Origin of the sequence: Sporichthya sp., from assembly GCF_013815995.1 — a bacterium.
In the GTDB taxonomy this organism is placed as follows: domain Bacteria; phylum Actinomycetota; class Actinomycetes; order Sporichthyales; family Sporichthyaceae; genus Sporichthya.
Genome location: NZ_JACDFE010000351.1, coordinates 1 through 2,958, shown reverse-complemented (window position 1 = coordinate 2,958; position 2,958 = coordinate 1). Strand labels below are relative to the sequence as shown.

At 72.5% G+C, this 2,958-nt stretch carries 3 protein-coding genes; all 3 read right to left on the bottom strand.

Annotated features, from left to right (window positions below):
• The coding region (locus H0X00_RS23090; RefSeq protein WP_293775153.1) for an ABC transporter permease at positions 1-1,520 on the bottom strand (1,520 nt) is incomplete at its 3' end.
• Positions 1,517-2,236, bottom strand: a complete 720-nt coding sequence (locus H0X00_RS23085) for an ABC transporter ATP-binding protein (RefSeq protein WP_293775151.1) — start codon at positions 2,234-2,236, stop codon at positions 1,517-1,519. The genes H0X00_RS23090 and H0X00_RS23085, both read right to left, overlap by 4 nt.
• The gene (locus H0X00_RS23080) at positions 2,233-2,787 is read right to left on the bottom strand and encodes a PadR family transcriptional regulator (RefSeq protein WP_293775150.1); all 555 of its coding nucleotides are present in this window, start codon (positions 2,785-2,787) and stop codon (positions 2,233-2,235) included. The genes H0X00_RS23085 and H0X00_RS23080 overlap by 4 nt, the downstream gene beginning before the upstream one ends.
• Positions 2,788-2,958 lie beyond the last annotated feature (171 nt).

Genomic DNA, 2,958 nt, shown 5'->3' with positions numbered 1-2,958 from the left:
GTGCGGTGCCGGTGGCGGGCGGCGTCCCGCGTCGCCAGCCGCATCGTCGCCGGCAGTCGGCCGGCGAGCTTGGCCAGCACCGCGAGCAGTGCGGGGGCGATCAGCAACAGGCCGCCGACCACGATGAAGACGCCCACCAGGATCGCGATCGACCCGCTGGTGTCGTCCAGGCGTCCGCTGCCGGAGTAGGGCGTGAACCCCTCGGGACCGAACGCGTTGGCGCTTCCGCCACCGGACATCAGATAGGAGGCCATCAAGCTGAGTGTCACCCCGCCGGCGATCAGGACGCCACCGAACAGCGGCGCCCACTTCGAGCGCGCGGTCGGCACCGGGAATCGTGAGGCCAGGGCGTCGACGGTGCTGCGCCGGCCGGCGGTGATCGCGGGGAACAGCGCGGCCGCCAGGCCGGACAGCACGCCGACAGCCGCGACCACGACGATCTCGGTGAGCCCGAAGTGCACCCCGACCATGACCTCGTTGTTGGCGCGCTCCAGCAAGGGCCTGGCGGCGACCACGCCGCCGATACCGGCGGCCACCCCGGCCACCGCGCCGATCAGCCCGAGCAGTAAGCCCTGCGCCAGCACCACCCGGCGCAGGTCTCCCGGCGAGCCGCCCTGGGCCGAGATCATCCCGAGGTCGCGGGTCTGCCGACGGGCCCCGACGGCGAACGCGGTGCCGGCCAGCAGCACGACCTCCAGCAGCCCGAGCCCGGCGACCAGCGTCACCAGCGCGGCGGCCTTGAGGTCGTCCTCGCTGGCGCGGCCCAGGTCACCGAGGCCGATCTCGTAGGAGGAGTACTGGTTGCGCATCTGGACGTAGACGTCGAGGTCGGAGAGCTGGCCGAGCCGGCCCGCGGTCGCGTCGTCGTAGTCGGCGGGGAGGTCGACGTAGTACGTCTCGTCGATGGCCCCATTGGTCCCGGAGTTGAGCGCCGTCGCCAGAGCCGAACCGGTTGGCACGACCACCAGCGCGCAGCTCAGGCAGAACGGGTCCCGGGCAATCCCGGAGACCTTGGCCGACGTTCCGTCACGTAACGCGATCGTCGAGCCGATCCCGTCGCCGTCCAAACCGAGCTTGTCGGCCAGCTTGGGGCTGATCGCCACCTCGCCGTCCCCGGGGGCGCGGCCGGACTTCAATTGCGCCTCGGCCCGGAGCAGCGGGTCGCCGAGGTTGCCGGTCACGAGGTAAGAGGCCTCGGCCAGGTGGTTGGGGGCGGTGAACACGGTCTGGCTCGGGTACTGCTGGCGCACGACCCGACTCTCCGCCGGGAGGGCCTGCTCGATCTGAGGCTGCGTCACGGAGGCGCGGCCGTCGCTGTAGCTGGGGTTGATCAGCGCGTCGGACCCGCCGAAGGCGCGCTCCCGCTCCAGTTCGGCCGAGGTCTGCGTCCGGTAGAGGACGTCCACGCCGGTGGCCGCGGCAACCGGGCCCAGGATCAGGATGACGATGAGCAGCGAGCGCCAGCGGTGGCGAAGCGCGTCCCGGCGGGCGAGGCGGAACGCGGCGCGTCCGGCACTCACGACGAGGTCCGCATGGCCGAACGCGAGCGGGGCACACCGGTGCCGTCGTCCACGAGCAGGCCGTCCCGCAGGGTGACGATGCGGTCGGCCCACCCGGCCATCCGGGCGTCGTGGGTGACCACGATGCCGGCGGCGCCGGCATCGCAGCGGGCGCGCAGCAGCTTGAGGATCGCCTCGCCGGTGACCGAGTCCAGCGCGCCGGTCGGCTCGTCGGCGAGCACCAGACGGCGCGGACCGATCAGGGCGCGCGCGATCGCGACGCGCTGGCGCTGCCCACCGGACATCTGGTCGGGGAAGGAGTCGGCGTAGCCGGTGAGGTCGACCTCGGCGAGGGCGGCGAGCGCCTCTGCGCGGGCGGCGCGCGAGCGGATGCCGTCGAGCTCGCGGGGGAGCGCGACGTTCTCCGCGGCGGTCAGCGCCGGGATGAGGTTGAGGTCCTGGAAGACGTAGCCGATGCTGCGCCGGTGCAGCGCGGCCATGCCGGCCGCGCTCTGCCCGCGCATCGGGGTGCCCTCGACGATCACGTCGCCGGAGGTCGCGGCGTCCAGCCCGCCGGCGACGTTGAGCAGCGTCGACTTGCCGGAGCCGGACGGCCCCATGACGGCGACGAGTTCGCCGGCTTCGACCGTGAGGTCGACCTCGCGCATCGCGTGCACGGCGGTCGGTCCGGTCCCGTGCACGCGGCTCACGCCGATCAGCTGCAGGACGGGGGTCATGTCACACTCCGAGTGAGGTCGGGTCTTGCGGCGGGCGGTGAGGCGAGCAGAACCTGCTCGCAGTGGTCGAGCCAGCGGACCTCGGCCTCAGCGGCGAAGATCGCCGCCTCGGCGACGAGTTCGTTCGCCAGGTCGGTGGATCCGTTCTGTGCGGCCTTGCGCCGGGTGGCGGCCCGGATGGCGCGGTGCGCTGCGGCGCGTTGGGTGTCGATGACGGCCAGGGCATCCACCCCGGGGGTGGCGATGGCCAGCGCGAGTTTGATGACGAGCTCGTCGCGCGGTCGCGCGTCGTGCTCGATCGGTTCGTCGAACCAGATCGCGAGCTCGGCGCGGCCGGCCCCGGTGATCCGGTAGACGACCTTGCCGGAGTCGTCCGCCTCGCCGGCGGGCTCCACCATGCCGTCGCGCTCCAGACGGTTCAGCGTTGTGTAGACCTGCCCCACGTTCAGCGGCCAGGTCGCCCCCGTGGCCGCCTCGAACTCCACCCGAAGCTGGTACCCGTACTTCGGGCCCCCTTCGAGCAGAGCAAGGAGGCCGTTCCGGATGCTCATGGATACTGAGTATGCATACTCAGTATGTGCTGCGCCAGCCGAACGTGGAATCCAGGAGAATCGACCTCATGCCCGAACCGCTCGACGACGCCCTCGCCGGGGTGCGCGCGCTCCTGCTCGACCCCGGCCTGCGCCGCGCGGTCGCGGCCGGCAAGCGGCACGGGGCCGCCC

Coding starts and splice junctions, on each gene's coding strand:
- H0X00_RS23085 (WP_293775151.1), bottom strand. CDS start 2,236: ATGACCCCCGTCCTGCAGCTGATCGGCGTGAGCCGCGTGCACGGGACC.
- H0X00_RS23080 (WP_293775150.1), bottom strand. CDS start 2,787: ATGAGCATCCGGAACGGCCTCCTTGCTCTGCTCGAAGGGGGCCCGAAG.